The organism is Pseudodonghicola flavimaris (assembly GCF_030164425.1).
In the GTDB taxonomy this organism is placed as follows: Bacteria; Pseudomonadota; Alphaproteobacteria; order Rhodobacterales; family Rhodobacteraceae; genus Pseudodonghicola; species Pseudodonghicola flavimaris.
In genome coordinates this window covers 144,383-168,842 of record NZ_JASNJD010000008.1, presented here as the reverse complement: position 1 = coordinate 168,842, position 24,460 = coordinate 144,383, and the positions used below count along the sequence as shown (strand labels likewise).

Genomic DNA, 24,460 nt, shown 5'->3' with positions numbered 1-24,460 from the left:
TCAGGTTCCTGGCAATGCGGCGCAGTCTTTGGCGCGGAAGGCGGCAGTCACTGTGGCACCCTGCGGAAAGGGCCGCTCGTCGATAAGATTGATGGCCTGGAGCTGTCTGTCCCCCAGGCGAATGAAGTAGCGTACCGTCTGGCCCTGATAGTCGACGGTCTCCACCTGCGCCGGCGCGGCGATCAGGCCGGCGGTGTCGCTGCCCGGCTCGAGCAGCGTCAGCTTCTCCGCCCGCAGGACCAGCTTGGCCGGGCCGCCGGCGACGCCCGCCGCCCGCGCCGCGGGCACCGTCACCCTGCCGAAGGCCGGCGTGTCGAAGGTAACGCCGCCGGCCTCCCCGGTGGCGGAGCGCGCCTCGATGATGTTGGAGGCGCCGAGGAAATTCGCCACGAACTCGGACGCGGGCGTGTTATACACCTCCTCCGGCGTGCCGACCTGTTCGATCCGACCGGCGCTCATCACCACGATCTTGTCGGACATCGCCAGCGCCTCGGACTGGTCGTGGGTGACGAAAACCGTGGTCACCCCGATCTTGTCCTGGATCCGCTTCAGCTCCACCCGCATGTCCTCGCGCAGGTTGGCGTCCAGCGCCGAGAGCGGCTCGTCCAGCAGCAGCACATCGGGTTCGATCACGATGGCCCGGGCCAGTGCGATCCGCTGCTGCTGACCGCCCGACAGCGCCTTGGGATAGCGATCGCCGACCTGGGGCAGCTGCACCAGCTCCAGCGCCGCCTGCACCCGGCCGGCGATCTCGGATTTCGGCACATCGCGGTATTTCAGTCCGAAGGCGACATTCTCCGCCACCGTCTTGTGCGGAAACAGCGCATAGTTCTGAAAGACGATCCCCAGGTTGCGTTTGTGGATCGGGATGTCGTTGACCCGCTTGCCGCCGATCAGGATCTCCCCCTCGGTCGGGTCCAGCAGCCCGGCGATCATCCGCAGGTTTGTCGTCTTGCCGCAGCCCGAAGGCCCCAGCAGGGTGACAAAGGCGCCCTCGGGAATCTCCAGGTTGGCCTGGTGCACCGCGGTGAAATTGCCGAAGCGCTTGACGATGTTCTTGAGTGTTACGGAACTCATGGCGTGTCCTTGGTCGGGCCTTGCGGCCCCTTGCCCCGGATCGTCTCCGGGCGCTCTCGCTGTCCTGGCGGCCCCGGGACAGGCCCGGGGCGCGACCGGCTCAATAGCCTTTCTGAACCCGGCCGAAGGTCTTCGACCACTCGGCTTCGTGGCTGTTCCAATAGCCCGGGTCGGCAAAGGTCAGCCCCGACAGCGTCCCGCTCGGATCGAAGGCCGGCAGGGTCGGGATCTTCTGGCGCAGATCGACCTTGGAGGGGTCGAGCGCGGGAGGATAATTCTGCCCCTCGGCCACCGCGATCGAGGTTTCCGGCGCCAGCATGAAATTCAGCAGCTCCTCGCAGGCCTCCATCGGCGAGCCCTTCAGCACGAAGAGGCATTCCTGCCAGCCGAAGCCGTTCGGCGGATCGATATAGCCGATGTCGTGGCCCTGTTCCTGCAGCGTGTAGATGCGGCCCGACCAGGCCTCGGTCGCATAGATTTCCTCTTCCGCCAGCAGGCTCATCAGCTCGGCGCCCGAGGTCCAGTACTTCAGCGACAGATCGCGGTGGGTGCGGACCGCCTCCCAGACCGCGTCCATATCCGTGGCGGCGTTCGGGTCTTGACCGGTCTGCAGCGCGCCGTACCAGATGCGGGTGCGCCAGTCGCTCCAGCCAGCGATCTTGCCCTTGTAGGCGGCGTCGATGAGCAGCTTGGCGCCCTTCTGCTTGGCCTCTTCGTCCGAGATATGCTTGCGGTTATAGGCGATGCCGGTGGTGCCGTAGTCATAGGGCACGCAGGAGATCTTGCCGCCGGTGATCGGGCGATAGACGTCGATCAGCTTGGGGATGACAAATTCGAGGTTGGGGATATTCGCCTCGTTCAGCTCCGAGGCGAAGCCGAGATTGGCGTAGCGGGCATAGTCGAACACGCCGGAGAGATGGGCGATGTTGTATTCGCCAGGCTGGCTGGCCTTGACGCGGCTGAGGTATTCGTCGCCGCCACCGAAGGTGCCGTCGACCACCTTGATGCCGGTCTTGGCAGTATAGGGATCGAAGGCGTGCTTGCGGAAGGCCTCGGACACCACGCCGCCCCAGCCATCGAAGCGGACCTGCTGCGTCGCGGCCATCGCCTCGCGGGCGAAGGGGGTCTGGACGCCATAGGCCAGCCCGGCGGCACCGATCAGCCCCAGAAAGCTGCGCCGGTCGAGATCGCCGTTCATGTAGCGGTCGCGCAGCCGTTCGTAGCGGGTGGTATTGTCGATTTTTCGCGTCATTCGTTCTCTCCTTGTCGGATGTTCATATGTGTCTGGGCGGTTCTAGGCGCCGCTCTTTCGGGAAATGCGCCGGGCGATCGCCGCGCCGAGCAGCGGCAGCCCCACGGTCATGACGATCATCACGGTGCCGAGCGCGTTGATCTCGGGACTGATGGAATTGCGCAGCATGGCGAAGATCTGGGTCGGCACCGTCTCCACCCCGCCGGGCTTCCAGAACAGGGTACCGGTGATGTCGTCGAAACTGATGGTGAAGGCGAAGAGCCCACCGGCCAACACCGCCGGAAGCATCAGCGGCAGGGTGACCTGAAAGAAGGTCTGGATCGGGCTGGCGCCAAGGCTCATCGCCGCCTCCTCGACATCGCGACGGATCGACACCAGCCGCGCCTGCACCACCAGGATGACGAAGGGCAAGGTGAAGATGACATGACCGAAGAGCAGGAGCCCGAAGCTCTTGTTGATGCCGAGAAAGTTCAGAAACAGCAGCAGCGCCACCGCCAGCACCACCTCAGGCACCAGGATCGGCGCGATCAACAGCGTCGAGATCGCGTTGGCGCCGGGCACCCGGTAGCGCACCAGCGCCAGGCTGGCCAGAACCCCCAGCGTGGTCGAGATCACCGCCGTCATCAGCCCCAGACCGATAGAGGTGCGGAAGGCGCGCAGAATGGCGTCGTTCTGCGCCAGCTCGACGAACCAGCGGAAGGAAAAGCCCGACATCGGGAAGCTGCCGAACTCAGAGGCGTTGAAGCTGAGCAGCACCACCACCGCCACCGGCAGGAACATGAAGAGATAGACCAGCACGGCCCAGCCCCGGATCAGTTGCCAGCCCATTCCGACGCGCTCCATCAGCCCAGCCCCTTCATCAGCTGGGCCATACCCAGATATCGGTTGTAGATCGCCACCAGCAGGCCCAGCACCGCCAGCAGCATCAGGCTGAGCGCCGAGCCGAGCGGCCAGTTCAGCTGGGTGATGATCGCCTCGAACACCAGATTGGCGAACATCGCATCGCGCGGCCCGCCCAGCACCAGCGGCGTGATATAGGTCCCCGCCGCCAGCACGAAACACAGCAGCCCGCCGGCGGCCAGCCCGGGCAGCGACAGCGGCAGCGTCACCTGCACGAAGGATTGCCACCGCGTCGCGCCGAGAGAATTGGCCGCGTCTTCCAGATTGGTATCGATACCGTCGAGACTGACAAAGACGTTCAGCACCATGAAGGGCAGCAGGAAATGCACCAGCCCGAGGATCACCGTGGTCTGGTTATAGAGCATCTGCACCGGTTCGGAGATCACCCCGGTCCAGAGCAGGAAACTGTTCAGCGCTCCGGACACCCCGAGGATGTTGATCCAGCTCATCGTGCGGATGATATAGCTGATCCAGAACGGCAGCATCAGCAGCAGCAGCAGGATCGCCTTGTTGCCGCCGGAGCGGGCGATGAAATAGGCCGCCGGATAGCCCATCAGCGCGCAGACCAACGTGGTGATCGCCGCGATCCTGAGGGTGCCGAGCAGGATATCGCGATAGAATCGGTCGGTCAGCGCCTCCTGCCAGTTGTCGAGGTGAAAGCCCGCCACATCGGCGCCGGTCGCGGTGCGCAGCCAGAAGCTGTAGACGACGATGAACAGCAGCGGCACGAAGAGCAGCAGAATGACAGCTGTCAGCGCCGGGCTGAGCAGGATCCAGGGCTGGCGTTTTTCGCGGGCTTCTACGGACATCGGGCGCCTTATTGCGTTGAGGGTCGATAGGACCTTGCGAAGAGCCCGGATCATAGATCAAATAGATAATGAAAATCATGAATATTGACACAAACTATGACGACTCGCATTCCGCCCGAAGATCCGCAGTATGAGCCGGAGCGCATGGCGCGCACGCTGGACTGGAATCTGCTGCGCACGTTTGTCGTTCTGGCTGAAAGCCATTCGATCACCGAGGCCGCAGATCGCCTGAGCCTGAAGCAGCCATCTGTTTCTACCGCATTGAAAAGGCTTGAAGATCGTGTCGGCCGGAAGCTGATAGACCGCTCGCCTGGGCAATATGCGCTGACCGATGCGGGCCAGCTTCTCTATCGCGAAGCGCTGGAGATCAACGGATCGGTCCTGCGGCTGTCGACCCTGCTGCGGGATATGACCGACTACGTGCAGGGTCATGTGCGGGTGACCGTGGCCTCTCATGTCGTCTGCCCGATTTTTGACCGTGTCCTGTCCGAATTCCACGTCGACCATCCCCGCGCCACCCTGGCGATCGAGGTCTTGTCGAGCGCCGATGCGATTGCCGAGGTCGCCTCCAAACGTGCCTCCTTCGCGGTCTGCCTGGTCAGGGAACGCCAGCCGTCGCTGTCCTACGCGCGGCTCTATCGCGAATTCTTCGGTCTGTTCTGTGGCCCCAGCCATCCGTTGTTCGGCCGCACCGATCTGACCCGCGCCGATCTCGCCGGTCACAGCTCTGTCAGTTTTGAGACCGACCGGCTGCATGACGTTCTCAAACCGGTGACGATGATGCGGGCGGAGGCGGAGCTGGGTCAGCGGATCACCGGCCTCTCAAGCCATCTGGAAGAGGTACGCCGGATGATCGTCGCCGGTCTCGGGGTCGGCCCGCTGCCGGTTCATGTCGCCGCCCGCGACGTCGCCGACGGCCAGCTGTGGCAGGTGCCGCCGCTGGACAACCTGCCCGCCATCGATGTGCATGTGGTGTGGAACCCGAAGGCAGTGAAGAACCGCGCGGAGGAGCTCCTGCTGCGGCGGCTGTTGTCCACGATCGAGGCAACACCGATGGAGGAGCGCACCTACCGCTAGGCCGTGCCGGCTCCGGCAGGGCGGCGCCGTTCAGAGAATATCTGCGGTCACGATATCGGCGACAGCGAAGTCGATGACGGCCCTGGTCTTGTGCGACATCATCTGGCTTTCGAGATAGGCGGCGCTGATCGGGACCTTGACGCCGGCGAAGGGCATCGGCAGGCGCACCAGACGGCCGGCGGCAAGTTCGTCCTTGACCGAGAACCGTGGCGAAAAGGCGATGCCCATGCCGCTGACAGCCAGGGCACAGGCGGCCCGCGCCGAATTGACATAGAACCGCCCCTCGATCTTGACGGAGACCTGCCTGTCCTCGCTGCGCAGCTCCCAGCGGCTGGGGTTGCGTCGGTTGGTGTCGATGATGCAGGTGTGCTGCACCAATTCCTCCGGCGTCTGCGGCGTGCCGTGTTGCGCCAGATAGTCCGGGCTTGCGACCAGAAAGGACTGCAGCTCGCCCAGCTTGCGCAGCTTCAGCGACAGCCTGTCGGTCTCCCCGATGCGAAAAACGATGTCGATCCCGTCCGTCGCCAGATCGATGTAGCGATCCTCCAGCCGCAGATCGACGGTCAGCCCCGGATGCAGCGTGGAGAAACGGCCGAGCATGTCGGCCAGGTAAAGCTCGCCAAAGGTGACCGGGGCGGAGATCCGGATCAGGCCGGTAAGCCCGCGAGAGCCCTGGGAGACATCGGCCAGCAGATGGTCCAGGTCATCCAGAAGCGCCGGCGCCCGGGTCATCAGATCCTCTCCGGCGGGGGTGAGGCCGACCTTGCGCGTGGTGCGCTGAAACAGCTGCACCCCGAGCCGCTGCTCCAGCTCCGCCACATATTTGGAAGTCAGGCGGTTCGAGATCCTGAGATATTCGGCGGCCGCGGTGAAAGACCCTGTCTGCGCCGTGGCGACAAAGGCCCTGAGCTGATCGACAACGTCCAAGACAGGCCCCAATTCAGAACATTTTGTAGATAGTAATAGAATACATTGGCAATTTTGTTCTCAAATGACAAGCTTTACCTTCTCCTCATTCGCGGCTCGTACGCATCCTACAAGGAGACAAGACAATGACCGACTACAGCTCGTCTGACTACGCCGCCTTCATTCTGCGCATCGCAAGCGGCATTCTCTTCATCGCCCATGGCCTGATGAAAGTGTTCATCTTCACCATCCCCGGCACCGTCGCCTTCTTCGAGAGCCTCGGCCTGCCCGGCTTCGTCGCCTACCTGACCATCCTCGCCGAACTCGGCGGTGGTATCGCGCTCCTCCTCGGCCTGGCCGTGCGGCCGATCTCCCTGCCGCTGGTCGGTGTACTGCTCGGCGCCTCCTGGGCCCACTCCGGCAACGGCTGGGCCTTCGCCAGCGCCGGTGGCGGCTGGGAATTCCCGGTGTTCTGGGCCGTGGTGCAAGTGACCGTCGGGATCCTCGGCCGTGGCGCCTTCGCCCTGCGCCTGCCGATCGTCGACCGCACACTCGGTCAGTTCGCCTGACCCACTCAGAGTTTCAGTTTCACCGGGTCGCCCTCGGGGCGGCCCGGTTTTCATTTGGGCGGACCCGGCTTCTGCCAGCCCCGGCCAGCGCGGCCTCTCGGCACCCGCGGGTCCATAAGACGGCTCCACAAAAGGATCGGTCCGACCTGCCAAACCGCGCCTGCCCACCTGTGCCGGGTCAGAGGCCGGATTTCGCCCGGGTCCAGGCGCGGTTGCGCAGCCGCGTGGTCTGGGCCGGGAGGCTCATGTCGGGGAACAGCCGCGATTTGGTTTCCGCCTCGGGGTAGATGCCCGGATCGGCGAGGATTTCGGGCAGCACATGCGCCACGGACGCCGCATTCGCATTGGCGTACCAGATCGTGTTCGTCACATCGGCAACGACCTCGGGCTGCAACATGTAATCGATGAAGGCGTAGGCGGCCGCGACGTTCTCGGCATCCGACGGGATCGCCATGAGATCGACCCACATCACGGTGCCTTCGCTCGGGATCGAATAGAGGATATCCACCCCGTTATCGGCCTCGGCGGCGGTCAGCTGCGCCAGCCCGGCATCCCCGGAGTAGAGGATCGCGGCACAGATATTGCCGGAGGCCAGATCGCTCATCGACGCGATATTCGAGAAATACCGCACCGAGGGGGTCAGCCCGTGGAGCAGCTCTCCGGCGGCGGCGATATCGTCGGCATCGCCGGAATAGGGATCGTTCCCGAGATAGTTCAGCGCGACGGCGATCATCTCCAGCGGGGAATCCAGCACCGCGATCCCGCAATCGGCCAGCCTGGCCGCACTCTCGGGCCGGAACAGAACATCCCAGCTGGTGATCTCCGCCGTGCCCAGCCGGTCCTCGACCATCGCGGCATTGTAGGCGATCCCGACCGTGCCCCAGGTATAGGGCACCCCGAGCTCCCGCCCGCCGGGCAGCGCGTCGATCGCCGCCAGGATATCGGGATCGAGGTTGCCGTAGTTCGTCAGCTTCGCCACGTCGATGGGCAGCAGCGCGCCGGCACGGAACTCTCGTTCGGCGTTTGAGGCGGCCGGAAACACGAGATCGTATCCGGACTGCCCGGCAAGCAGTCTGGTTTCCAGCACATCGTTGGACTCGAAGTAATCGAGTTTCACGTCAATACCGGTGGCCGCCGTGAAATCCGCAACCGTGCTGGGACCGAAGTAATCGGCCCAGTTGTAGATCTTCAGCTCCCCCGCGCTGGCCGGCAAGGCCGCGAGGCTCGCCACAACGAACGCAAACGATGGCAGGGTATTTGTCATATGAATCTCCGGTCTGGTTAGGCCCCGTCCCGCGCCGCATGGGCCGCGGCATAGAGGCACAGGATGTCATTGGTGATGGCGGCGGCGGCAAGCGCGGTAATTTCGGACTGGTCGTAGGCCGGCGCGACTTCGACCAAGTCCATGCCGACGAGGTTGACGCCGGAGATCGAACGCAGAATCTCCTGCGCCTGAAAGGTCGACAACCCGCCGATCACCGGCGTCCCGGTGCCGGGTGCGGCGGAAGGATCCAGCACATCGATATCGAAGGTCAGATACGCCTTTCGCGCGCCGACGATCTGGCGGATTTTCTCCGCCACGGCGGCAGGACCGGTCCGATGCACCTCGACCGCGTCGATGATGTTGAACCCCAGCGTGTCGTCGTTATGCGTGCGGATCCCGACCTGGACCGAGTGCGACGGATCAACCAGCCCCTCGCGGGCGGCGTGCCACAGCATGGTGCCGTGATCGATCCGCCCAGGCTCGTCCGCCCAGGTGTCGGTATGGGCGTCGAAATGGATCAGCGACAACGGTCCATGTCGGGCGACATGCGCCTTGAGCAACGGGTAGGTCACGAAATGATCCCCGCCGAAGGACATCAGCGCGGTTCCGGTCTGCACGACCTCGGCGGCGGCGGCCGTGATCTCGTCCGGGACGCCCTCGGGGCGGCCGCTGTCGAAGCTGCAATCGCCGTAATCGACGATGGACAGCGCCTCATAGGGATCGATCACCCAGGGCCAGGGCCGTTGCCACGCCATATGGGCAGAGGCCCCCCGGATCGCGCGCGGCCCCATCCGGGTCCCGGAGCGATCCGAAACCGCAAGGTCGAAAGGCACCCCCATGATCGCCACATCCACTCCGGTCAGGTCGCGGGTGTACCGGCGGCGCATGAAGCTCAGGGCGCCGGCAAAGCTGGCCTCATGATGGACGCCCCGGTCGCTTTGCCGCAGGAAGGCTTGATCGCCGGGAACATAGAGGTTCGATATTTCAGTCATCTGCTTGTCCGTTCATCTCGTCCCAAACAGATTGATCGGCAGCGGAGTTCAGGTAAATTCCGCTATGGATATATACCCAAGGATATAGATGGGCCGCACCGCCTCCGATCCCGAACAAGAACCGGAGCCACCGACAGACGCCGCGCTGCCTCTTCTCTGGGCAGAGGCCGCCGGTAGCCTGTTGCGCACGGTCGGCACCCCGGCCTTCCCCACGGCCCTTCGCAGCGCGCTGGGCCTGAGCTGCGCCTTCTCCTCTCTGGTGGTGACGCGCTATCAGAGCGTCGGACCGCCCGGCTCCCTCTATCACGATCTCAATGACGTGCTGGCGGCGATCACCGTGCAGTTCTATGCCGCCGGCCCCTATATCCTCGATCCGATCTATATCGCCGCGGTGCGCGACCGGTGCCCGCCCGGCGCCTATCGGCTGAGCGATGTCGCCCCGGCGGGTTTTCTGCGCTCCGAATACTACCGGACCTTCTTTCGCAAGCTGCGCATCTCGGATGAGATGTGCCTGTTGATCCCCGATGGGCCGGACGCCTGGATTTCGGTGTCGCTTGCCCGCGCGCTGCGCGATCCTCGCTTCTCCCCCACGGACCGGAACCGGCTGAACGCCGCCGCCCCGCTGATCTCCGCCGCCGTGATCCGGCACTGGGGTAGCGATCACGATGAAACAGAGGCGGACAGCGCGGTCGAGGATCGTCTGCACCTCTTCGCGGCGGAGCACCTGTCGCCGCGCGAGGCCGAGGTTGTGGAACTGATCCTTCAGGGCCATTCGACGCCATCGATCGCCGCCTATCTCGGACTGGCGGAGGGGACCGTCAAGGTGCACCGCCACCACGCCTATGCAAAGCTGGGTATCGCCTCTCAGGCGGAGCTGTTCTCGCTCGCCACGAAATACCTGATGGCGCCCCAGAGCTGAGCCGCTAGCACCGACCGGCATCTGACGCCGCGCATCTGCCCGCCTCGGGGAGAGGGAAGACAAAGGGACGTTTCCCACCAAGTTGAGAGATTATCGCGCCCACTGCCCCAATTAGGGCAGATTTCTGTGACAGGGGCTGGTTTGAACTCCGATCCGCGCCGGTGTCTGCAGCCCGCTGCCAAACCACGCCGTGTCAACGGACTTGTCGTAACGTAAGGAGTCGGGCAGCCTTGGTAGAAAATACACCAGGCCCGACAGGGAGAGGGCATTGAAACACGACAAAGCGAGCTCGACCGCGTTCACCGTTGTCCAAGGCATTCTGAAGGTCGCCAATGACCCGGAACTCGGTCATCTGGTCGCCCCCGACCATGTCGAGGCCTGCGAGCGCATTCTGCGTGGCTCGGCCGAGGGACGTAGACGGCTGGCCCAGCTCGACAGCCCGGTGTTCGTCAAACTCACCAGCCTTGTCGAACGCCTTCTGCTGCCCGGGTTCACCGCGCATTACGTGCTGCGCAAGCGGTTCATCGAAGACGAGGTCCGCGCCGCGCTGACCAGAGGCGCCCGCCAGGTCATCATCCTCGGCGCGGGGTTCGATGCGCTGGCGCTCAGGCTCGCGACCGGCCACCCCGATGTCACCTTCATCGAGATCGACCACCCCGCCACCAGCGAAGTCAAACGGGCCGCCCTGGGGGAAACGCCGCCGAACCTGCATCTGCTGGCGCAGGATCTCGCGGCGCGGCCGCTCCGCGAGGTGCTGACCGAGTCGCCCGCCTTTTCCGCCGAACGGCCGACGGTCTTCGTCTGCGAAGGCGTGATGATGTATCTGGGCGAAGCGACGGTGGAAGAGCTTTTCAGCTCGATCCGCTCCCTGACCGGGCCCGGGACAGGGTTCGTCTTCACCGCCGTCGCACCGCTCGGCAGCCCGGAGGACAATACCAGCACCATCCTGCGAGCCTATCTCAAGGTCAAAAGCGAACCCATCACCTGGACGCTGCGGCCGGGCGATATGCAGGCCTTCGTCGAACGCCAGACCTATTCGATGGACCGCATCGCCAATGACGCGCTGCTGGCGAAGGCCTATCACGGCCAACCGCTGAACCGGCGCCTGCATGAGGGCGAATACCTCGTCTCGACAACCGCGCGCGGAGGAGCAAGCTGATGCCGATCGCCCAGGCCGACCCCATCCCCGAAACAGACCCCCGGCAGACCGGCCCCGGCCGGTCCCTCGGGATCCTGCTGCTGAAACCCTCCCGCTATGACGACGACGGCTATGTGGTCGAGTGGAAGCGCGTCTTCATGCCAGCGCACAGCCTGTCGGCGGTGGCCGGCATCGTTCAGGACGCGCTGAACCGCGGCTGCCTGGGCGGCGAGGTGACCACCGCGGTCTCCGCCCTCGACGAAACCCAGGGACGGGCATCGCCAGAGGCCATTGCGAGGCAGCTCAAACGCTACGATCGCGCCCTGGTGATGATGATCGGGGTTCAGACCAACCAGTTCCTCCGCGCCTGCGATCTGGGGCGCCGGCTGGTGGCGCTCGGCATTCCGACGGTGATCGGCGGCTTTCATGTCAGCGGCACCCTGCGGATGACGCCCGGCTGGAAGGGTGGACGGCTGGAGGAGGCGCAGAACGACGGGATGAGCCTTTACGCCGGCGAACTGGAGACCGGGATAGACCAGCTGCTGCAGGATGCGCTCAACGGCACGGTGAAACCGCTCTACGACATGCTCGACGCCGAGGTGGACCTGAGACAGGCACCCAATGCGCTGATCGGCGGGCCATTGTCGGGCTCGGCGATGACGCGGGTGGTGGGGGCGGACATCAGCCGTGGCTGCCCGTTCAAATGCAGCTTCTGTTCGATCATCAACGTGCATGGCAATACCATGCGGGTCCGCTCTGCCGAGGCGATCGAGACCTATCTGACCGAGGTGGCGCGAAGCGGACGCCGCGAGGTCTTCATCGTCGACGACAATTTCGCCAGGATCAAGAACTGGCGCGAGGTCTGCGATGTCTTCGAAACCGTCGCGAGGCGCGAGGGGGTCGACTGGGAGCTGATGATCCAGGTCGACACGCTGGCCTATCGGCTGCCCGGGTTTATCGAGGCGGTGAAGCGGGCCGGCTGCAAGCGCGTCTTCATCGGCATAGAATCCGTCGATCAGGCCACGCTGAAGGCCGCGGCCAAGGGGCAGAACAAGATCAACCTGATGCCCGACATGGTGATGGCCTGGAAGCGCGCCGGCATCATCATCTACAGCACCATGATCACCGGCTTTCCCGGCGACACGGTGGAGAGCATCAAGGCGCAGATGACCTACGTCCGCGAAAACCTGCCCGTCGATCTGATGGAGTTCTTCTTTCTCACGCCGCTGCCCGGCTCCGTGGATCATCAACGCATGGTCGAAGCCGGCAAGCCCTTCTCCGACGAGCTGAACGATTACGATTCCGAACATGTCCTCTTCGATCACGAGAACATGACGAAGGAAGAGTGGGAGACCCTGTACCGGGAGCTCTGGGAGGACTGGTATTCCTGCGCCAACATGGCCCGGGTCGTCGACAACGGGGTGAAATACGGCCTGCCCCGCAACGGGCTTATCCTCAGCCTGCTGGGCTTCCGGTCGGCGGTGCTGCGGCATCATCTGCATCCGCTGCAGGCCGGCATCTGGCGGCGGAAGCGGCGCACGGAACGCAGGCCCGGACTGCCCATCGAGCCGCGCTGGTCGTTCTATCCGCAAAGAGTCTACGACATCATCACGATTGCGCTGCATGACGCGGCGATCTGCGCCTTTCTCTATGCCACGCTGGCCAGATCCGTGCTCCGGCACCGGGGCGGCGCGCGGAAAGCCGAGCAAATGGGGAGCCCCCAGGAAGCTCAATGACGTCCTTGACCACCATGACGCCCCAGGACCGGGCGCAATTCCTCGCCGCCTTCGCCCTGAGCGAGGAGCGTGCAACCGGGGTCCTGCAAACGGCCCGAAGTCTGTCCGCCGAGGCGGGAGAGGTGCTGCCTCTCACCCGGGGCACGATCGTGCTCCTGTCCGGCCGTGCGACCTGCGGAGCGCAGCATCTGGACGGCCCGGCCCTGATCCCCGCCCCCCAGCCGCCGCGGCAGAACGCCCATTGGACCGCCGGTGGCGCCATCCGGGCGCTGTGCCTCGATCCGGCGGCCTTCTCGGCGCTGATCGTCGAAGCGGTGGCAGACGGGCTGGACCTGCCCGGCTTCGAACCGGCGATGTCGGAGCGTCGGGCGTTGCGCGCGGCGGTGACCCGGGGCCGCATCCTGGCCGGCCTGTCCCGACCGCTCGATCTGGCGCTGCAGACGGCGATGACGCTCCATCACGTCGAGGGCGGCGCCCCGGTTCTGACCGCCGGCGATGCGGCCGATGCGCTCTATGTCGTGGTCACCGGCCGCCTGACGGTGACCCGTCGGGACGCAGATGGCACGATCCACAAACTGGCCGAGATCCGCCCCGGCGGCGTCGTGGGCGAAATCGGCCTGCTGGTCAACATCGCGCGAACCGCCGATGTCAGCGCCATCCGCGACGGGCTGCTGGCGCGGCTGACGCGGGAGGATTTCGAACGGCTTCTGATCGCCCATCCGATCGAGCTGACGCGGGTGTTCGCCCATGCCATCTATGACAATCTGGAAGGCACCCGCCGGGCCCCGGCACAGGTCGTCGCCACCACCATCGTTCTGGTCCCCGGCGGCCCGACCGATCAGAGCGAGCACAGCGCCCAGGCACTTAGGGACGGGTTCCGCACCTTCGGCCGCTGCGAGCTGATCCGCGCCTCGGACTTCCGCTACGGCAACCAGGACCACCACGCGGTGCTCGCCCGGCTGTCGCGCCTGGAACGGGAAGTGGACACCATCCTCCTCCTCGCAGACGACTGCCGCTCCGACTGGACCCGGCTCGCCGCCCGTCAGGCCGACAGGCTGGTCTTTCTGGCGGGGGCGGAACCCATCGCAGACCCCGAGGCGTTCAAATCCGATCTGCTGCTCGGCGATCCCTCGACGTTCCCGGATCACTGCATCGTCAGGCTGAACCCAGCCAAGGCGCAGACCCCGGCCCCGGTCCTGCAGCACGGCGGCCCCCCGCCCGGGGAAATCCGCACATATTCGGTCAGGAACGGCAACCGCGCCGATTTCGAGCGGGTTGCGCGTTTCATCGGCGGGCGCGCCGTCGGCCTCGTCCTCGGCGGCGGTGCCGCGCGGGGGCTCGCCCATATCGGTGTGCTGCGCGCGATGGAAGAGCTCACGATGCCGGTCGATATCATAGGCGGCAACAGCATGGGCGCGCTCATCGCCGCGCAATACGCCTTCGGCACGCCCTGCGACGACCTGATTTCCGCCACCCGCAGGCTCTTCACCAAAGGCGAGCGCCCGGCGTTTCCGGCGGTCTCTCTCCTCTCGGGCCACGGCATGGAACGCGGCCTGACCGAGCTCTTTGGCGACACCCGCATCGAAGAGCTCTGGCGGCCGTTCTTCGCGGTGGCCTGCTCTATCAGCAAGGCGCGCGTGGTGACGCTGGATCGGGGGCCTCTGTGGCGGGCGGTGCGCGCCAGCAATTCCCCGGCCGGACTGCTGCCTCCGGTTCCGCACGACGGCGAATTGCTGATCGACGGGGCGGTGCTCAACAACGTTCCGACCGACGTGATGCGCGGCCTTGTCGGCGAGGGAACGGTGATCGGCGTGGCCGTCGACAAGAGCGATGAGCTGATGGTGGCGCCGGAGCTGACGCGCCTCACCACACGCGGCGCGCTGTCCGCCCACGGCATGCCGGACCACAAGCGCACACCGCGCATCACCGAGATACTGCGCCGCGCCGGATCCGTCGGCGGGGTGGCGGCGCGGGAGCGGGTCCGCCCGTTGGCCGATATCTGGCTGGAACCGCCGGTCTACGACTTCTCGATGATATCCTATCATCGCGCCACCGAACTGGCCGACATCGGCTACCGGTACGCGCTGAAGGCCCTGGCCGATGAATGACGCCGCGAACACCGCTCTGGGCCTTAGCCCCGGACAGGCGGAGGACGCCCCGCCGCGGCGGCTGCCACTGACCCCGGCCCAGAGGATCATCGTCAAGGATCAGCGCGGCTTTCCCGACAGCCCGCTCTACAATGTCGGTGGCAGCGCCCTGATCGACGGCGACATCGACCTGGGATATTTCCGCACCGCACTGCAGCGGTTGACCGATGAATCCGACGCCCTGCGGCTGGTCATCGCCGGGGACGGCACCCAGCATCTGCTCCCCCGCTTCATGCCGGTGATTCTGCGTCATGATGTCAGCGACGCCCCGGATCCGGACGCGGCGGCGCACGCCTATATCAGGGCGGATTTCGCCAAGCCGCTGCCGCTCGACGGGGTGACGCCGCCTTGGTACGTGGCGCTCGTCAAGGCCGGCAAGGCCCGCTACTGGCTGCACCTGCATTTCCATCACGCGATCATGGATGGCTATGGCAGTGCGGTGGTCATGCAACGCTGGGCCGAGCATTACAACGCGTTGAGCGAGGGGCGCGCAGCCCTGCCTGTGGACCCCGGCACCTGGCAGCGCCATGTCGGAGAAACCCGGGACTACGAGGCGTCGGACGCCTGCCGAAAGGACGCCGCCTTCTGGCAGGATCAGCTGCCCGAGGTACCCCCGGCCCTGTTCGACATCGGCCCCCGGGAACCGCGCACCGTCGATGCCGAGACGACTCGGGTCGCCCGCGCCCGATACGCGACCTGGGAAAACGCCGGCCGCGCGCAGAAGGGCAGCGCCTTTCATGTCGTCCTTGCCGCCGTGGCGCTCTATTATGCCTGCACGCTCGGCCGCAAGCGGCTGGCGATCGGCGTCCCGGTGCTGAACCGGAGCGGACGGGCTCAGCGGGCCGCAGCCGGCATGTTCGCGCAGGTCGTGCCCCTGATCGTGGAGGTCCGGGACGGGGCCACCACGGCCGATCTGATCGCGGAGATCGCGCGCACCCTGCGGCACGCCTCGCGGCACCAGAGATATCCGCTCGATACGCTTTACAAACGGCTCGACCTGGCACGCCAGCGACGCATCAGCGCCTTCGACATCGTGCTCTCCTTCATGCGCCAGAATTACGAATTGTCCTTCGGCGCCTCCCCCATGCGGCACTCCCGCCAGCATTTCACCGGCATCTCACGGTTCCCCGTCGGCCTGACCGTCTGCGAATTCGATGCCACCGAGGATATCGCCTTCGTGGCCGAGTTCTATCCCGGGATCGCCGGGCGAAGTGGCGCCGCCCGGATCTCGCAACGGTTGCTGGAGATCGCCGATGCCCTGAGCGGTGCCGAGCGCCCGCTCAGCGAAATCCCCCTGATGACGGCTCAGGAATGGCAGACCACCGTCGCGGCGCAATACGCCCCGGCCCGTCATCCCGCCATCGACCATACCGTTCTGGATCAGGTCCTGCAGGCCGTGCGCGACAGGCCGCAGGCGGTGGCGATCCGCCAGCAGCAAGGGGAGGTCACCTACGCCGATCTGCAGGCGCGCGCCTGCGCCATTGCCACCGCCCTCGGCAGCCAACCAGCGGTGGACACCCCCCGGATCATCGGGCTGGCCTGCGACCGGTCGCCGGACTTCATCGCCGCGGTCCTCGGCTGCATGATGGCGCGGGCGGCCTTCCTGCCGCTCGACATCGACCAGCCTGACGGCAGGCTCGCCACCGTGCTGGAGATGACCCGCCCGGCCCTGATCCTGGCCGAGGCGGCGCAGGCCTCCCGGCTGCGGCGGATGGCTCCGACCCTTTCGCTGGAAGAGATCGGGCGCGCCGCCCCCGGCATAGCGGCGCCCCCCGGACCAGAGGACATCGCCTATGTCCTCACCACCTCCGGATCGACCGGAACACCCAAGGCGGTGATGGTCTCTCACCGCGCGCTGGCCGCCCGGATCGCCGAGATCGCGCGCAAATGGACCATCGGCCCGGAGGACACCACCTATCAATCCCTGCGCCTCACCTTCGATCCGGCGCTGGCCGATCTGTTCCTGCCGCTGACGACGGGCGGAACCGTCGCCCTCAGCCCGCCCGGCCGCCTGTCACCGACGAGGATGCTGGACGATATCGCGCGGTTGGGCGTCACGGTGCTGATTTCGACCCCCACGCTCCTCGACAGGCTGGTTGACGAACTGGAGCGACGGCGGCTGTCCCTGTCGCTGAAGCTCTGCACCTCCGGCGGCGAAGTCCTGACGCAGCAGTTGATGCGGCGGTTGGTGGATCGCCTGGGTCCGAATGTGCAGAACGCCTATGGGCCGACGGAGGCGACCATCTTCGCGACGACCTGGCAGACAGTCCCGGACGGCGTCGCCCCCATTCCCGTCGGCCGACCGCTGCGACACACCACCGTGATGGTGATGGCGGAGGGGAAAACCCCGCTGCCGCCCTTCGAGACCGGAGAAATCTGCATCGGCGGCCGCACGCTGGCGAGCGGGTATCTTGGCGATCCGGTGCGGACGCGGCAAAAGTTCCGGCCCGATCCGCTGGCGCCCAGGTATCGGGGGGATGCCGACGCCAGCCTCTACCGCACCGGCGATCTGGGGTGGATGGACGACAGCGGGGTTCTCCATTTCGCCGGCCGCTCGGACCGGCAGATCAAGCTTCGCGGCTATCTGATCGAGCCCGAGGATATCGAAGCTGCAATCGCCGCCTGTCCTGAGGTCGCCAGCGCGGCGGTGAAACTTGTCACCGGGACAGATGACGCGCGGCTCCATGCCTTCGTCGCGCCGCAAGAGGGCAGGACGATCGACCCCGAGGCGCTGTCGGCAGAGCTGCGCGCGGCTTTGCCCGATTACATGTGGCCATCGGGTTTCACGTTCCTGGAAACGATGCCGCGCACGGCCGTGGGAAAGATCGATTTCGCCGCCCTGACCCCGGCGCAGCAGAGCCCCCGTCCCGCTCGCGACGCGCAGGCGGTGCCTGCCACCACGCAGCTCGAACAAGAGGTTCGGCGCATCTGGAGCGACGTTCTGAAATGCCCGGTCGGGGTGGAGGACGATTTCTTCGCCCTCGGCGGGGATTCCTTCGGCGCGGTCGAAATGCTCTCGGCAGTGAGCACCTCACTGGGGCGGGAGGTCCCCTTTGCCACTTTGCTGTCGAACCCGGGGTTTCGGCCGTTCACCGGCGCGCTGGCCCGGACCATCGGCGCCACGCCGGTTCAGACCATCCTCAGCCAGGGCAGCGGCGCCGTCTCGGTGCACATTGCCGCGTCGGGCTACGGCGACGCGATGCGTTTCCTGGCGCTGGCCGACGCCCTGCCGGAGATGACCGTGTCGATGCTGCAACCGCCGGACGCCCCGGCGGGCGCGCCCTCCCCCGGCATTGCGGATCTCGCCGAGCTTTACGCCGATGCGGTTCAGGCGACCCGCGCCGACACCGTCATCCTGGCGGGCTTTTCGATCGGCGGCATCGTCGCCCTGGAAGCTGCGCGCCTGCTGGCACAGCGCGGGACCCCGGCGAACCGGCTGGCGCTGATCGACACGCTGCACCCCGGCGGCCAGCGCGTCATGCTGCGCCTTTGGCAGGGCTTCAAACTCAGCGTCTCCCTGCTCGGGCTGAAACGCCTCTCCCTGAACAGCCGGCAACTGAGCGCGATGACCGCCGACCCGGCGCTGGATCTCCAGATCCGGGCCGCCAGCCTGCACCGGATCGCACCCTTTCCCGGCCCGCTCGACATGTTGTTCAGCAGCGGGGGGCGCCCGTTCGAACGCGCATTCCGGCCGCTGTGGCGGGGGTGTCTGACGACCCCCGCAACCGTTCATCGCCTGCCCGGATTTCACGGCAGCATGTTCAGACCGCCCCATCTGGACAGCCTGGCATCGGCGTTCAGGACCCTCGCCTCCGGAAAGGTGGGAGAAAGCGACATGCCGGCCCGCTCCTGGCGGTAAGACCGGGCGTTGCCCGTTGTCCGGTTCAGCGCAACGGTCCGGATCGGGACACGCGCGGCTGCGGAAGCGGCCGTCGCGATGGCTGAGCCCCGGCCTCAGACCCGGTGGGGCGGATGCGCACGCGCGAACTCGCTGCGGGCCTTGCCGATCGCCCAATCGCGAAACAGGTGATGATGTGGCGCCAGCTGTCGCCGCGCCGGGGTCACGAGATAGAAATTCCGGCCAGTGGTGACCGAGGTTCCGGCCACGAACTGCAATTTCCGCGCCTCGACATAGGCCTGGACAAGATGCTCCCATCCCAGCGCGACCCCCTGACCCAGCAGGGCTGCCTGGACCGCCGCATGATAGTCCGAGAACACCATGCCCTCTTCCAGCTGCAAATCGCGCAGTCCCGCGGCCCGGAACCAGGCCGACCAGTTCATCCGCTCGCGCTGCGCTTCCACCGCGTGCAGCAGCGTTGCCTCCGGCAAGGTCTCCAGCGCCATCACCCCGGGATGCGCCGCGACATAATCCGGAGCGGCGACCGCATGGAGGATCTCCGGGGCGAAGGTCCAGGCGGTCACGTCGCTCCAGTCTCCGTCCCCGAGCCGGGTCGAGAAATCGAAGCTCATGTCCGCCGCCTTCGGTCGCCCGGTGTTCTCGGAAATCCGGAAGGAAATCCCCGGATGGAGGGATTGGAACTCCGGCAGGCGCGGCAGCAACCACATGGATACGAAACTCGGCGAAAAGCTGACGGAAATGGTCTTCTGCGCCGTCTGAGCGCCATCGTGCGCCGTCACGGCAAGCAACCGGGCCAGCACCGCCGCCACCTCCTCGCAGACCGCGCGGCCTTTGTCGGTGACGTCCAGACCGCCGGTCCGCCGTTCGAACAGATCGAACCCCATATGCGCTTCCGCCGACTTTATCGCCTTGCTCACCGCAGGCTGCGAAAGACCCAGTTCCCGGGCCGCGGCGGTAAAGCTCCCGTGCCGCGCCACGGCGTCGATGGCGTAGAGGCAATTCAGCGAGGGCAGCTTACGTCTTAGCGGGTGCATAACCTCAGGTTATCGGCGCCGCGACTTTTTTTGAAGATCACAACTGCCGCCGTGCCGGATAATTTTCGCCCAAAGCTCTCACGGGGAAGTCTCATGCAATCACATGCCAAGGTCGTCGTCGTCGGTGGCGGCTGTGTCGGCGCCGCCATTCTTTTCGGCCTGACAGAGAACGGCTGTTCGGACGCGGTGCTGATCGAACGCAGCCAACTGACCGCCGGGTCGACCTGGCACGCGGCCGGGCTTCTGGTGACCTTCGTCCGCTCCCACGTCATCAGCCAGATGACGATGGAGACGATCCGCATCTACGGAGAGGTCGAAAGACGGCTGGGCACCTCCTGCGGGTTGCGCAAGGTCGGGCAGTTGCGGGTCGCCAACACGCAAAAACGCTGGGACGAATTCCAGAGCTATTTCGGCATCGCCGAGGCGGCAGGCGTTCCCGCCCGGCTGCTCACCCCCGAGTAGGTGCAGAAACAGCACCCGTTCCTGTCACCCAGCAAGACCATCTTGGGCGGGATCCTCCACCCGGAGGATGGCTATATCAACCCGGCCGATATCACCCAGGGGATGGCGAAACTGGCACGCCAACAGGGCGCGCGCATCTATCAGAACACCGAGGCGCGATCCTATGAGAAGCTCCCCGACGGGGGCTGGAAGGTGGTCACCTCGCAGGGGGAGATCACTTGCGAACACCTGGTCTTCGCCACCGGCAACTATGCCCGCGAAAACGCCAAACGGGTCGGGCTGGACCTGCCCTGCATCCCCATCGTCCACCAGTACTGGACCACCGAGGTCGTTCCGGCCCTGAAAGAGCGCAAGGCGGCCGGGCTGGCCGAGCTTCCCATCCTGCGGGACGAGGACTATGGCGCCTATCTGCGCGAGGATGTCGGCGCCTTCCAGTTCGGCCCCTACGAATTCGAAGAGGATCTGAAGCTCTTTGCCATCGATGGGGTGCCCCGGGACTTCGGCGCCGATCTGCTGCCGGAGGATTTCGAGGCCGTCGAAGGTCAGTGGGAGCGCGCCATCGAGAGGGTTCCCGCGCTTGGCGAGGTCGGGATCAGATCGAACACGCGCGGGCCGTTCCAGATGACCCCCGACGAGCTGCCGCTGTGCGGCCCGGCGCCGGGACATGATGGATTGTGGCTGGCCGAAGGCGTGCCCGGAGGCATTCTCTGGGGCGGCACCATGGGCGCCCGGCTGAGCCGTTGGATCCTGAACGGCGATCCGGGCATCGACATGTCGGCGCTCGATCCGCGCCGGTTCGGGAACTACATCAGCAAGCGCTGGACCGTCGACAAGGTGCGCGAGACCTGGGGGCGCCATATGCATGCCCATGTCCCGGGCGAGGACCGGCCCGCCGGCCGGCCGCTCAAGACCGTCGGCTCCTATGACCTGCTGACGGCCCAGGGCGCGGTCTGGACCGTGCTGGATGGATATGAGGTCCCCAGCTGGTACGCCCCCACGCCGGAGCTGGCGATCCCGGAATTCAGCTTCCGGAAGACCGCGCATATGAAATACGTCGCGGCCGAGGTCCGGGCGACCAGGACAAACGCCGGGCTGATCGAAATGTCCCCGATGACCAAGTTCAGGGTTCGCGGGCCGGGAGCCGCCGCCTGGCTCGACGGGATCATCGCCAACGCCCTGCCCCGGATCGGCCGCCTGAGCCTTTCCGTCGTCTGCAACGCACGCGGCGGCATCGACGCGGAATACACCGTGGTGCGATATAGCGAGGATGACTTCTATCTTGTCAGCACACCCAGCGGCGAGGTCTACAACGCCGACCAGCTGTCCCGCCTGCTGCCCGAGGATGGCAGCGTCACCCTCGAAAACCAGTCGGAGCAACTGGGGGTGATCGCCATCGCCGGGCCGAAGTCCCGGGACATTCTCCAGCCGCTGACCGACAACGACCTGTCGAACGAGGCCTTTCCCTGGCTGTCGGCCCAGATCGGCGAAGTCGGCTATGCGCGCGATGTCCACCTGATCCGGGTCAGCTACACCGGCGAGCTCGGATGGGAGCTGCACCATCCGATTGCCTACAACCGGCATCTGGTCGATACGATCCTGAAGGCCGGCGGCCCGCACGGGCTGGTGCCCGTCGGCCTCAAGGCCCTGGATTCGATGCGCCTGGAGAAATCCTATCGCGCGATCCATCGCGAGCTTTCGCAGGACATCTCGCCGCTCGAAGCGGGCCTTCAGCGCTTCGTCAAGCTCGACAAGGGCGCCTTCCCGGGCCGCGAGGCGCTGCAGGCCCAGCGGGATGCCGGCCTCGACCGTGCGCTCGTCACCCTGACACTGCCCGCCTGCGAAACCTCGGTTCTGGCAGATGAAGGCGTCTATCACGACGGCAGGCTGATCGGCCGGGTCACATCGGGCGGCTATTCCTATCATTTCGGACACGACATCGCGATGGCGCTGGTGCCGCCGGCCCTTGCCGTCGAAGGCACCGCGCTCCAGGTCGCGATCCACGGAGAGCTGCGTAACGCCCGGGTTGTCCCGGACAGTCTCTACGACCCGGGCAGTTCCCGGGCACGGCTTTAACCGGCCGTGGCGCCCCCGTGACCGGTCCGCCGCCGGGGCCTGTTGGCCGGCGTCGCCTGCCAGAACTTCCCCGTGAGCAAGCCCGTCAGTCGACGAGATCGAGCAGGCGGTAGAACTGCGTCGCCGCGACAATGCCCAGGGATTTCAGGGCGCGGCCCGGCAGCTGCGGCGCCGGACCACGGGGCATGTCGATATCGCTCAACCCAGCGTTCGACACCATCGCCCGGGCGAGCAGCATGCCATAGCTCGTCGCCATCGCCACACCGCGCCCGCAATAGCCATAGGCGGCCCAGAGACCGGGTTCCGGCTGGTCGATATGTGGCAGGAAATCCTTGGTCATGCCCACGCGGCCGGCCCATCGGTGGCTGATCCCGATCCCGGCAAGCTGCGGATAGATGCTGAGCAGCCCCTTGCGGACATGGTCGAAATCCCGGTCCGAGCGCGGCCCGTTCAACAATCCCCGCGTGCCGAACAGAAGGCGATTGTCCCGCTCGAGATGCCAGTAATAGAGGATCCGGCGACTGTCAGAGGCCGTCTGCCGGCCGGGCAGAATGGTCGCGGCCAGCTCCGCGGGCAGCGGGTCGGTGGCGATCATATGGGTGTGGATCGTGGCAATCGACCTCTCCACCCGCCGCTCCAGCCCGTCGACATAGGCATTGGCGGCGATCAGCACGCGATCGGCGCGCACCGTGCCGGTCGCGCCCCGCAGCTCCCAATGGCCGTCTTTGCGGGCCACCGACAGGACCCTGGAGCCGCCATGCACCTTCGCGCCCAGGCTGATTGCGCCCCGAGCCAGGCCACGGGCATAGGACAGCGGATGCAGGGCGCCGCATTCCCGGTCGATCATCCCCCCGACATAGGCTTCTGACCCGAGCATGCCGGCGACCTGCGCCTGATCCAGAAGTTCCAGCCCCTCGGTGCCGTCCGCTGTCCAGCTCCGGTATCGTTCCTCGGTGCGGCGCAGACCGGCGGCATTATGCGCCGGCAGCAGCCAGCCGGTCCGCCGCAGGTCGCAGGCGATGCCGAAGCGGTCGATCATCCCGTAGACCGCGGCAGCGGTGCGATCGCCGAACGCCGCCATCGCGCCACCGCGTTCCGTGCCGAAACTGCGCACGAGATCGCTGCGGCTGGATTTGAAACCACGGATCACTGACCCGGAATTCCGGCCCGAGCCGCCCCAGCCGACAAAGCCGCCGTCCAGCACCCGGACGTCGATGCCCTGCTCGGCCAGCCCCACGGCACAGGCGAGGCCGGTGTAGCCCGCCCCGATGATCGCCACATCGCAGGTGGCGTCGCCGTCGAGCGGTGAGGACAAGTCCTCCTCTTCGGCGGTGTCCATCCAGTAGGACGGGAACCGCGCCAGGCAATCGGACTGGTAGGTCATGATCTTGCTCCGAGCGCATCCACCGGCTGCGTCTGGTGCAGGCGCACGGTGGTGGCGTAGTGATAGTTCAGCTCCGCCTTCGCGGTATCGGCATCGCGGCGCATGAGGGCGGCATAAATCCGGCAGTGATCGGCATAGGCGGCGGCCGGCCCGTTGTCCTTGTCGAGCTCGTTAGAGCGGATCAGCCGGGCGCGATTCAGAACGGTTTCGGTCTCGCGCAGCAGCATCTCGTTCCCCGACAGCCGGGCAAGCGCCATGTGAAACCTGGCGTCGAGCTCGGAGAACTCTCCTCGGCTGGCCTGTCCCAGCACCGCCTTCTGCGCCTCCAGTTCCGCCTCAAGCGCCGCGATCTCGGCATCGCCGGCACGCCGGATCACGAACTCCACCGACATATGCTCAAGCGCCGCCCGCATCCGGTAGGTCACCAGAACCTCGTCGTAGCTGTAGTTCCGCACCGCGTATTTACGCCCGATCCGTTCGACCAGCCCTTCGGTCTCCAGCCGCTTCAGCGCATCGCGCGCCGGGGCGCGGCTGGCGCCGAACCAGCTGGCGACATCCTCTTCCCGCAGCGGATCGCCCATGCGGAAACGGTGGTGGAGAATGCCCGACTTCATCCCCTCGTAAACCGCTTCCCCACGGCTGAGACCGTCGGTCGCGGCGGGGACACCTGCATCGAAAGGGGGATCAACGGGCTTTCCCGACATAGGACTCTCCTGCGGTAACAATCCAATTCAGTATACCTAAATTCACGAAGGTCAACGCCAGGAGCTCCGTGCCATGACATTTTCCCGCGCCAGGATACGCTCCCGAGACACCCAATCAAATCCTATATAATAAAGAGTATGATCGCGCTGAAAAAATA

18 protein-coding genes and 1 pseudogene are annotated in these 24,460 nt (G+C 65.9%); 9 read left to right on the top strand and 10 right to left on the bottom strand.

What is annotated here, in order from left to right; all coding sequences use genetic code 11:
- From QO033_RS12920 to QO033_RS12905, 4 genes are all read right to left on the bottom strand, one after another.
- Window positions 1-1,077 (bottom strand): ABC transporter ATP-binding protein, encoded by a 1,077-nt coding sequence (locus QO033_RS12920; protein ID WP_284481394.1) that lies wholly within the window; start codon window positions 1,075-1,077, stop codon window positions 1-3.
- A gap of 100 nt (window positions 1,078-1,177) precedes the next feature.
- Window positions 1,178-2,329, bottom strand: coding sequence for an extracellular solute-binding protein (locus QO033_RS12915; protein ID WP_284481393.1), 1,152 nt, complete (start codon window positions 2,327-2,329; stop codon window positions 1,178-1,180).
- 42 nt (window positions 2,330-2,371) lie between these two features.
- Entirely contained in the window at window positions 2,372-3,157 is a 786-nt protein-coding gene (locus tag QO033_RS12910) for an ABC transporter permease (RefSeq protein WP_321170047.1), read from the bottom strand.
- A 14-nt stretch (window positions 3,158-3,171) separates the two neighbouring features.
- Window positions 3,172-4,038 (bottom strand): ABC transporter permease, encoded by an 867-nt coding sequence (locus QO033_RS12905; RefSeq protein ID WP_284481391.1) that lies wholly within the window; start codon window positions 4,036-4,038, stop codon window positions 3,172-3,174.
- 96 nt (window positions 4,039-4,134) lie between these two features.
- On the opposite strand from QO033_RS12905, the gene QO033_RS12900 reads away from it, so the two are divergent.
- On the top strand, window positions 4,135-5,115 hold the full coding sequence (locus tag QO033_RS12900; RefSeq protein ID WP_284481390.1) for a LysR family transcriptional regulator: 981 nt from the start codon (window positions 4,135-4,137) through the stop codon (window positions 5,113-5,115).
- 30 nt (window positions 5,116-5,145) lie between these two features.
- On the opposite strand, the gene QO033_RS12895 is transcribed toward QO033_RS12900, so the two are convergent.
- Window positions 5,146-6,042, bottom strand: a complete 897-nt coding sequence (locus tag QO033_RS12895; RefSeq protein WP_284481389.1) for a LysR family transcriptional regulator — start codon at window positions 6,040-6,042, stop codon at window positions 5,146-5,148.
- Window positions 6,043-6,167: 125 nt separating this feature from the next.
- On the opposite strand from QO033_RS12895, the gene QO033_RS12890 reads away from it, so the two are divergent.
- A complete protein-coding gene (locus QO033_RS12890) occupies window positions 6,168-6,590 on the top strand; it encodes a DoxX family protein (RefSeq protein ID WP_284481388.1) in 423 nt (140 codons plus the stop codon).
- A gap of 178 nt (window positions 6,591-6,768) precedes the next feature.
- On the opposite strand, the gene QO033_RS12885 is transcribed toward QO033_RS12890, so the two are convergent.
- Entirely contained in the window at window positions 6,769-7,854 is a 1,086-nt protein-coding gene (locus QO033_RS12885; RefSeq protein ID WP_284481387.1) for an extracellular solute-binding protein, read from the bottom strand.
- Window positions 7,855-7,871: 17 nt separating this feature from the next.
- A complete protein-coding gene (gene speB / locus QO033_RS12880; RefSeq protein ID WP_284481386.1) occupies window positions 7,872-8,846 on the bottom strand; it encodes an agmatinase in 975 nt (324 codons plus the stop codon).
- 88 nt (window positions 8,847-8,934) lie between these two features.
- Here speB and QO033_RS12875 point away from each other — a divergent pair, with 88 nt between their 5' ends.
- From QO033_RS12875 to QO033_RS12855, 5 genes are all read left to right on the top strand, one after another.
- The gene (locus QO033_RS12875; RefSeq protein ID WP_284481385.1) at window positions 8,935-9,765 is read left to right on the top strand and encodes a helix-turn-helix transcriptional regulator; all 831 of its coding nucleotides are present in this window, start codon (window positions 8,935-8,937) and stop codon (window positions 9,763-9,765) included.
- A gap of 268 nt (window positions 9,766-10,033) precedes the next feature.
- Window positions 10,034-10,924, top strand: coding sequence for a class I SAM-dependent methyltransferase (locus QO033_RS12870; protein ID WP_284481384.1), 891 nt, complete (start codon window positions 10,034-10,036; stop codon window positions 10,922-10,924).
- Complete coding sequence (locus tag QO033_RS12865; RefSeq protein ID WP_284481383.1) at window positions 10,924-12,639, top strand: B12-binding domain-containing radical SAM protein; 1,716 nt, start codon at window positions 10,924-10,926, stop codon at window positions 12,637-12,639. The genes QO033_RS12870 and QO033_RS12865 overlap by 1 nt, the downstream gene beginning before the upstream one ends.
- A complete protein-coding gene (locus tag QO033_RS12860) occupies window positions 12,636-14,747 on the top strand; it encodes a cyclic nucleotide-binding and patatin-like phospholipase domain-containing protein (protein ID WP_284481382.1) in 2,112 nt (703 codons plus the stop codon). The genes QO033_RS12865 and QO033_RS12860 overlap by 4 nt, the downstream gene beginning before the upstream one ends.
- Window positions 14,740-18,645, top strand: a complete 3,906-nt coding sequence (locus tag QO033_RS12855) for a non-ribosomal peptide synthetase (protein ID WP_284481381.1) — start codon at window positions 14,740-14,742, stop codon at window positions 18,643-18,645. Before QO033_RS12860 ends, QO033_RS12855 begins: the two co-directional genes overlap by 8 nt.
- 95 nt (window positions 18,646-18,740) lie before the next feature.
- Here QO033_RS12855 and QO033_RS12850 read toward each other — a convergent pair whose 3' ends face one another.
- Window positions 18,741-19,679, bottom strand: coding sequence for a LysR substrate-binding domain-containing protein (locus QO033_RS12850; protein ID WP_284481380.1), 939 nt, complete (start codon window positions 19,677-19,679; stop codon window positions 18,741-18,743).
- A 93-nt stretch (window positions 19,680-19,772) separates the two neighbouring features.
- On the opposite strand from QO033_RS12850, the pseudogene QO033_RS12845 reads away from it, so the two are divergent.
- Window positions 19,773-20,864: pseudogene (locus tag QO033_RS12845) on the top strand (NAD(P)/FAD-dependent oxidoreductase); the annotation flags it as partial.
- Window positions 20,862-22,214, top strand: a complete 1,353-nt coding sequence (locus QO033_RS12840) for a glycine cleavage T C-terminal barrel domain-containing protein (RefSeq protein ID WP_284481418.1) — start codon at window positions 20,862-20,864, stop codon at window positions 22,212-22,214. The pseudogene QO033_RS12845 and the gene QO033_RS12840, both read left to right, overlap by 3 nt.
- Window positions 22,215-22,299: 85 nt before the next feature.
- On the opposite strand, the gene QO033_RS12835 is transcribed toward QO033_RS12840, so the two are convergent.
- A complete protein-coding gene (locus QO033_RS12835; protein WP_284481379.1) occupies window positions 22,300-23,598 on the bottom strand; it encodes an NAD(P)/FAD-dependent oxidoreductase in 1,299 nt (432 codons plus the stop codon).
- A complete protein-coding gene (locus tag QO033_RS12830; protein WP_284481378.1) occupies window positions 23,595-24,302 on the bottom strand; it encodes a GntR family transcriptional regulator in 708 nt (235 codons plus the stop codon). Before QO033_RS12830 ends, QO033_RS12835 begins: the two co-directional genes overlap by 4 nt.
- Window positions 24,303-24,460 lie beyond the last annotated feature (158 nt).

Excerpts from the sequence above, each read along its gene's own strand:
- QO033_RS12920 (WP_284481394.1), bottom strand. The coding sequence starts at position 1,077 with ATGAGTTCCGTAACACTCAAGAACATCGTCAAGCGCTTCGGCAATTTC.
- QO033_RS12915 (WP_284481393.1), bottom strand. The coding sequence starts at position 2,329 with ATGACGCGAAAAATCGACAATACCACCCGCTACGAACGGCTGCGCGAC.
- QO033_RS12910 (WP_321170047.1), bottom strand. The coding sequence starts at position 3,157 with ATGGGCTGGCAACTGATCCGGGGCTGGGCCGTGCTGGTCTATCTCTTC.
- QO033_RS12905 (WP_284481391.1), bottom strand. The coding sequence starts at position 4,038 with ATGTCCGTAGAAGCCCGCGAAAAACGCCAGCCCTGGATCCTGCTCAGC.
- QO033_RS12900 (WP_284481390.1), top strand. The coding sequence starts at position 4,135 with ATGACGACTCGCATTCCGCCCGAAGATCCGCAGTATGAGCCGGAGCGC.
- QO033_RS12890 (WP_284481388.1), top strand. The coding sequence starts at position 6,168 with ATGACCGACTACAGCTCGTCTGACTACGCCGCCTTCATTCTGCGCATC.
- QO033_RS12885 (WP_284481387.1), bottom strand. The coding sequence starts at position 7,854 with ATGACAAATACCCTGCCATCGTTTGCGTTCGTTGTGGCGAGCCTCGCG.
- speB (WP_284481386.1), bottom strand. The coding sequence starts at position 8,846 with ATGACTGAAATATCGAACCTCTATGTTCCCGGCGATCAAGCCTTCCTG.
- QO033_RS12875 (WP_284481385.1), top strand. The coding sequence starts at position 8,935 with ATGGGCCGCACCGCCTCCGATCCCGAACAAGAACCGGAGCCACCGACA.
- QO033_RS12865 (WP_284481383.1), top strand. The coding sequence starts at position 10,924 with ATGCCGATCGCCCAGGCCGACCCCATCCCCGAAACAGACCCCCGGCAG.
- QO033_RS12860 (WP_284481382.1), top strand. The coding sequence starts at position 12,636 with ATGACGTCCTTGACCACCATGACGCCCCAGGACCGGGCGCAATTCCTC.
- QO033_RS12855 (WP_284481381.1), top strand. The coding sequence starts at position 14,740 with ATGAATGACGCCGCGAACACCGCTCTGGGCCTTAGCCCCGGACAGGCG.
- QO033_RS12850 (WP_284481380.1), bottom strand. The coding sequence starts at position 19,679 with ATGCACCCGCTAAGACGTAAGCTGCCCTCGCTGAATTGCCTCTACGCC.
- QO033_RS12840 (WP_284481418.1), top strand. The coding sequence starts at position 20,862 with ATGGGCGCCCGGCTGAGCCGTTGGATCCTGAACGGCGATCCGGGCATC.
- QO033_RS12835 (WP_284481379.1), bottom strand. The coding sequence starts at position 23,598 with ATGACCTACCAGTCCGATTGCCTGGCGCGGTTCCCGTCCTACTGGATG.
- QO033_RS12830 (WP_284481378.1), bottom strand. The coding sequence starts at position 24,302 with ATGTCGGGAAAGCCCGTTGATCCCCCTTTCGATGCAGGTGTCCCCGCC.